This is a genomic window from Rhizobium sp. BR 362 (assembly GCF_036528765.1).
Taxonomy (GTDB): Bacteria; Pseudomonadota; Alphaproteobacteria; order Rhizobiales; family Rhizobiaceae; genus Rhizobium.
Window position 1 is genome coordinate 21,300 of the sequence record NZ_JARWGH010000053.1, and the last position, 6,533, is coordinate 27,832.

Consider the following 6,533-nt stretch of genomic DNA (forward strand, 5'->3'; position numbering starts at 1 on the left):
CGGTCCTCAAAACTCTTCCCAGCTAGCCTTTGATGCCGCAGTCGCGGCGCCTCCCTCAAAAGCACCAACGATCTTGGCTCTCAGTGAGCGGGCGGGTGACGCCGCCGGCTGATGACGTTCGCTTGCCACCGCGACGCGCTGTTGCTTATAGCTTTCCTCGACAACGAACTGGCTGAGCAGGCTGTTCAGCGATGCCACTTCCTTGGCAAGGCTGTGGCTTGCTGCCGTCGATTGCTCCACCATTGCCGCATTCTGCTGCGTCCCCTGGTCGATCGCGTTCACTGCCGTGTTGATCTCGGCAAGCCCCGTTGATTGTTCGCGTGCAGCCTCGACGATCGCCTTCACATTGGCATCGATTTCTTCGACTTCCTGGACGATCTGGGTCAAGGACTGACCAGTGCGTGCCACGAGTTCGACGCCGTTGCGCACTTGGCTGCTGGACGTCGAGATTAGTGCCTTGATCTCCTTGGCCGCTTGCGCCGAGCGCTGCGCCAGTTCACGGACCTCCTGTGCAACGACTGCAAAGCCCTTGCCCGCTTCGCCGGCACGCGCTGCCTCAACACCGGCATTGAGCGCCAGCAGGTTCGTTTGGAAGGCGATCTCGTCGATAACGCCGATAATGTTGCTGATCTCGCTAGAGGACTTCTCGATCCCTTCCATGGCGGCGACCGCCTCGCGCATGACGACGCCGGACTTTTCGGCACCGATGCGGGCCTGCGCCACCAGATGACCGGCTTCCTCGGCTCGTCGGGTGGAGTCCTTCACGGTCGTCGTGATCTGTTCGAGTGCTGCGGCGGTTTCCTCGACTGAGGCTGCCTGCTGCTCCGTGCGCTTCGATAGATCCTCCGCGGCCGAACGGATCTCGCTGGCACCGGCATCGATGCCGCGGGCATTCTCGCCCACCGCCCGCAGTGCCTGCTCCATCTTCGTCATCGAACCGTTGAAATTGCTGCGCAACTGGTCGAGATGGCCAACGAACGGCTTCTCGATGCGGTAACGAAGATTGCCGTTTGACAGCGCGTCAAGGCCATCCGCGAGCGCCTTGACCGCAGATCCGGTTTCATCTGCTTCCCTCGCCTTCTGTGCATCGCGTTCCATGCGCTCCCGATCAGAAAGGCTGCGATTGGCGTTGGCCTCGTGCTCCAAGCGCATACGCTCGATTGCATTGTCGCGAAAGACGGCAACTGCCGCGGCCATTTGGCCTACTTCGTCCTTGCGTCCCAGTCCTGAAATCGGTGTTTCGGTTTCTCCACCCGCGAGAGACACCATGCGCTCCCGCAGTTTCTCGATTGGCGTGGTAATGCCCTTGGCAGCGATAAGGAGGCCGGCAAAGATTGCAGCGACGAAGACGATGCCGAGCGTCGTCAACGTGTAGAGAATCGTATGATTTGTCTGGCTGGTCAAAGAATCGCTTTGTGTCCTGACGCTCTTATTGGAGTTCTCGATCCAGTGTCGGACGCTTAAGATCTCGTCCTCAATCAATGGATCTGCTTGTTTCAGCAATTCTTTGGCACTTTCGTCGTCCTTCGACCCGGCTTCGACGGCTTTATCGATGATCGCCGTGATCGCTCTGGCTTTATCCGCGAGGACATCAACCGATGCCGCCTGTTCCGGGACCAGATCCTTTATGGAGTCGAACCAGTCGAACAAGGCTTTCTTGTTATCGCCGTAGTTTTTGACAAAGCCGGACATCTCCGCATCCTTGGCGTCATAGGCAAGGATTTGGTATGCGTTAAAGCTGATCGCGGCTACTCGCTGGCTGGCGCGCGCCATCTGGATTGTAGCTGTGTCGTCGTGTGCAAGAAGGTTGGAATAGGCATCATTCGCCGCCTTGTAACTCTGCGACATCGCGATGATACCGGCAATCCCAACGACGCAGATCGGGATGATCACAGAAAGAATCTTCGTGCGGATCTTGGTGTTTTTAAGAAACGACATGGGCTCGCCGTAGTTGCCAGGGATCGGACATCACAGACCAGGAGCATCATGCTCGGCGCAAATGCGCTGTATTTAAATTTAAGCAAAACATGCTGACAAATCGGTTAATTGGTAAATTTCGACTTAAAATTGTAATCATGGAACTTGTATTGCCGCCGGACGTTTTCCTCTCTGCCGCAACTGAGTTTTTATCCGCGCCGGACGGGGCGGAAAGACCATATTTCGTGGTAGCCTCGTAAAGCCTGATGCTCTGCTAGTCGCGTTGCTCAAACGAACGCGGCTCGCGATCACTGGCACCTAGTCAAGTTTCGGCAGATAAGGCTGTTCGGTAGCAGATAACTTTTGCACGCGGCAATATCTGCGTGAGGTAATCAAAGTCTCTTATGTTCCCGGTAAGAACCGATATACCTAAATCTTGTGCCTGAAGCAGAACGAGAGCATCGTTCAAAAATCGACGCTCGTGCCCGGCATTTCGCGGCATATTGGAAAGGCGAGCCAAAAGTCCTGCAAGAATACCTGCAGAGCCCCAGATTTGGATATCTGGAGCATCCAACCTATGAGAAGGGATATCGCTGATTGTCTCACTGACGGTCTTCAGAACCGACTTTGTAGCAGGATGGGCTGCGTCCAGGCGGCCGAAAACATGGGTAAGCTCTGAAAGACAAACCGCTGAATGGTAACATAGCCGATAGGTCAGCAAGCGATCGACCGCCTCAGTCGACTTGCCTTGGAGCACATCGAGATAGACGCTCGTGTCCAGCAGCACTGGTCCACCGACGGACGGCTCATTTTCCGCCCACGTGAGGAGATGGTCGTCCCTTCGACGGAGGCCGCCTGCACGTTTCTCTGGCTTTATCGAGCGAAGCGCAGCTCGCAGGTCAAATGCCAAGATCAATATCCATCGGGACAGAGCCTTTGCGACGCACGAGCTTTGCCCCGAAATCGTCCTCGAGCGCAAGCCGTGACAGTGCTAGTTCGAGTAGTTCGGTGTCGGAACTTACATGCGCCCGTTGTTTGGCTGCCTCGACCAGTTCAGATGATACTCGACCGGATAGCCGAGTGTTCTTGGCATTCCCGAGCAACCCACTGGCCCTTGCCTGGTCGAGAACCAGCTTGTTTCGCTTCAGAGCTATCTCTTCCGCTTCTTTGGACTCCATCGCAGTACGAACGACCATTACAATCCCCTTCGTTGAACATAACATAGAGATTGTTCAACAGCGGTTCAAGCGCTTTCAATGAAATTTTCGGAAATCGCATTGTCAAAGCCGCCGTTTGCAGTGGATGCACACCAAAAAACGCTTTGTCCTCATTCTTAAGACTATCAATATCGAGTATTTTCTAAAGGACGCATTAGAGATTCGCCTGATACCGCAGCGCAGGTGAATTCACGAGTGTTCAAGCGGCTGCATCGCAGATAGCGCCAGGCGACAAACCGTTGAATTTGGGAGCTGGGGCAGTTGTGACGCTTGAGTAAAGCAAACACGTAACTGATGAGGCGCCTGCCCGAGACTCAAACCAAGATTGTCGCAGAGTTCGCCGAGGTCTGGCGCAATGTGGTTCTATGTTAAGAAGAACTTTTAGCTAATACTTTTGGCAAAACACGGAGCTACAGCTCTGCCGTCGCTGTTATTCACACAATTTCATATTGGCAATGATGCATATAAATCGACTTGAAGCGGAAAGCATAACGATCATTCGCGAGGCGGTTGCGGAGTCCGACAGACCAGTCCTTCTCTACTCAATTGGCAAGGATAGCTCAGTTCTGCTTCATCTTATCAGGAAAGCGTTCTTTCCAGCTAGGCCGCCATTGCCGTTATTGCATGTCGATACACGATGGAAATTCCAGGAAATGTACCAGTTTCGGGATCGCATTCCGCATCAAACCGGAATGGATTTGCTGGTTCACGTCAATCCTGAGGCGATTGAAAAAGACATAAACCCCTTTGACCACGGCGCCGCGCTTCATACGAGCATCACTAAAACCGAGGGATTGAAGCAGGCACTCGATCACTTTGGATTCGACATGATTTTGGGCGGAGCCCGGCGCGATGAAGAGAAGTCGCGGGCCAAGGAGCGGGTATTTTCTTTTCGCACGCAAAATCACAATTGGGATCCCAAAAATCAGCGACCAGAACTTTGGAACCTCTACAATACCCGGAAAGCCCCTGGCGAAAGCATACGCGTCTTTCCGCTCTCCAATTGGACCGAGTTGGACGTATGGCAATATATCTTCCGGGAAAGCATTCCTATTGTGCCGTTGTATTTCGCCAAGGAGCGTCCGGTCGTTGTACGTGACGGTATGATCCTTGCCGTTGACGACGAGCGCATGAGGCTATTGGCTGGCGAGGAGATCGTTAGCCGCAAGGTCCGCTTCCGCACATTGGGCTGTTATCCGCTGACGGCCGCTATTGAATCCGAGGCCGACACTGTCGAAGGAATAATCGCCGAACTCCTCCAAGCCCATGTCTCCGAGCGGCAAGGCCGGTTGATCGACACCAGTTCGTCGGCAAGCATGGAAAAAAAGAAGCTGGAGGGGTATTTCTGATGCGCAGCCTGGGGCAAAACGACAACCACGATATCGTGCCACCAGAAGAGGTATTTGCCCGCTTTCAGCGTCAGGAACGCTCCCGCGATCTTTTGCGTATTATTACCTGTGGCAGCGTAGACGATGGCAAAAGTACCCTCATCGGCCGCCTTCTTTGGGAATCGCAGCATTTGCTGGACGACCAAATAGCGGCATTGAAAATCGAATCGAAGCGCTATGGCACTCAGGGCAATGAGATCGACTTCGCGCTGCTAGTCGACGGCCTGTCGGCGGAGCGCGAACAAGGCATCACCATTGACGTAGCCTACCGCTATTTTTCCACGCCAAAGCGAAAGTTCATCCTCGCCGATTGCCCGGGCCATGAGCAATATACGCGCAATATGGCGACTGCGGCTTCTACCGCGGATGTCGCAGTCCTGCTCGTCGACGCGCGCAAAGGTGTCCTGACACAGACGCGGCGGCATGCGTATTTGGCCTCGCTGCTGGGCGTTCGCCACGTCGTTGCCGCAATAAACAAGATGGATTCGGTCGCCTACGACCAGCAAATATTCGATCAGATATGCCAGGAAATCTCGACGTTCACGGCGACGTTCGGATTTGAAAGCCTTACACCGATCCCGATCAGCGCGCTTCATGGCGACAACATCGTCGGGCGCACCTCACAAACTCCATGGTATTTCGGGCCGACCTTGATGGACCTCTTGGAGACCGTCAAGATTACGCGGATGCCATCTGACCGGCTTGTCATTCCGGTACAGTGGATCAATAGACCAAATGCGGATTTCCGCGGTGTCTCGGCTACGATCGCCGAAGGCGCGTTGAAAGTCGGCGACGAAGTTCGCGTGACAGCTTCGGGGCAAGTTGCGCGGATCGTGGAGATCATGACAGTGGGCGGCACCGCTGAGCAAGCGGATGAAGGGACGGCGGTCACATTCCGACTTGATCGAGACGTCGACATTTCCCGCGGCGATATTCTTTCATATGCACAAAACCCCTTGGAGATGTCTGATCACATTGAGGCGACCGTGATCTGGATGGATGCAGACGCGGGACTGATTGGCCGCAACTACGACATCAAGCTCGCAACCCAATGGGCCTCAGCATCGATCACCAGCATTAAATATCACATCGACGTCGACACCTTAGCCCATACAGCCGGCCGAACCCTGGCGCTCAATGACATTGCGGTCTGCAACGTCTCCATAAGCCGCCCCCTTGTTTTCGACAGCTATTCCACATCGAAGACCCTTGGCGCTTTCATTCTCGTCGACCGGTTTACGAACGCCACCGTGGCCGCCGGCATGATTCGCCACAATCTCCGACGCGCCCAGAATGTGCATCGTCAGATGTTGTCGATTGCGCGCCAAGATCGCGAACGTCTGAACGGGCATCGAGGCAAGGTGATTTGGTTTACGGGTTTGTCCGGCTCCGGCAAGTCGACACTCGCCAATGCCCTCGAAATCGAACTGCACAGGCAAGGCAAACGCACATATATCCTGGACGGCGACAACGTGAGGCAGGGTCTCAACAAGGACCTGGGCTTTACCGATGCGGATCGCGTGGAGAACATCAGACGAATCGCCGAAGTGGCCAAGCTGATGATGGATGCAGGCCTGATCGTGCTCACGGCTTTCATTTCACCTTTCCGCCGGGAAAGAGAGATGGCGCGTGAACTGATTGGATCCGAGAATTTTCTGGAAGTTTTTGTCGATACGCCGCTCGATATTTGTGAACAGCGCGATCCGAAAGGGCTTTACCGCAAGGCGCGCGACGGGAAATTGCCGAATATGACGGGGATCAGCAGTCCATATGAGGCGCCGACGTCCCCGGATTTCACCATCGAAGGCATATCTCGACCTCTTACCGAGAGCATTAGAGGCTTGATCGACAGCCTTACCTCTGACTAGCCCATGCAAACCGTTTGCCGTTGCTTCGTGAGCGCGACGAACAGCCCACCTTTTCTTTTGTGATTGGGGCCGTGAGATAAGCTCCTTCATCGATAGGAGCGGAACGGAATGGTTGGAGATCGCGCTGATGCCATGCTTGAAGT

General features: G+C 54.7%; 5 protein-coding genes. 2 read left to right on the forward strand and 3 right to left on the reverse strand.

The genetic code is table 11. The annotated features are described in order from the left end of the window. Positions 1-6: 6 nt before the first annotated feature. From QDY28_RS29265 to QDY28_RS29275, 3 genes are all read right to left on the reverse strand, one after another. On the reverse strand, positions 7-1,938 hold the full coding sequence (locus tag QDY28_RS29265) for a methyl-accepting chemotaxis protein (protein WP_331384715.1): 1,932 nt from the start codon (positions 1,936-1,938) through the stop codon (positions 7-9). Positions 1,939-2,239: 301 nt separating this feature from the next. Further along, positions 2,240-2,827: a type II toxin-antitoxin system VapC family toxin gene (locus QDY28_RS29270; RefSeq protein ID WP_331384716.1), complete on the reverse strand. Its 588-nt coding sequence runs from the start codon at positions 2,825-2,827 to the stop codon at positions 2,240-2,242. Further along, entirely contained in the window at positions 2,817-3,113 is a 297-nt protein-coding gene (locus QDY28_RS29275; protein ID WP_442967616.1) for a hypothetical protein, read from the reverse strand. The genes QDY28_RS29270 and QDY28_RS29275 overlap by 11 nt, the downstream gene beginning before the upstream one ends. Before the next feature lie 476 nt (positions 3,114-3,589). Between QDY28_RS29275 and cysD the strand changes: the two genes are divergently transcribed. After that, positions 3,590-4,483, forward strand: coding sequence for a sulfate adenylyltransferase subunit CysD (gene cysD / locus QDY28_RS29280; RefSeq protein ID WP_331384717.1), 894 nt, complete (start codon positions 3,590-3,592; stop codon positions 4,481-4,483). Beyond that, on the forward strand, positions 4,483-6,390 hold the full coding sequence (cysC, locus tag QDY28_RS29285) for an adenylyl-sulfate kinase (protein WP_331384718.1): 1,908 nt from the start codon (positions 4,483-4,485) through the stop codon (positions 6,388-6,390). The genes cysD and cysC overlap by 1 nt, the downstream gene beginning before the upstream one ends. The last annotated feature ends 143 nt before the right edge of the window (positions 6,391-6,533 follow it).

Bases quoted from the DNA above. Each gene is read 5' to 3' on its own strand.
- cysC (WP_331384718.1), top strand. From the start codon at position 4,483: ATGCGCAGCCTGGGGCAAAACGACAACCACGATATCGTGCCACCAGAA.
- QDY28_RS29265 (WP_331384715.1), bottom strand. From the start codon at position 1,938: ATGTCGTTTCTTAAAAACACCAAGATCCGCACGAAGATTCTTTCTGTG.
- cysD (WP_331384717.1), top strand. From the start codon at position 3,590: ATGATGCATATAAATCGACTTGAAGCGGAAAGCATAACGATCATTCGC.
- QDY28_RS29275 (WP_442967616.1), bottom strand. From the start codon at position 3,113: ATGGTCGTTCGTACTGCGATGGAGTCCAAAGAAGCGGAAGAGATAGCT.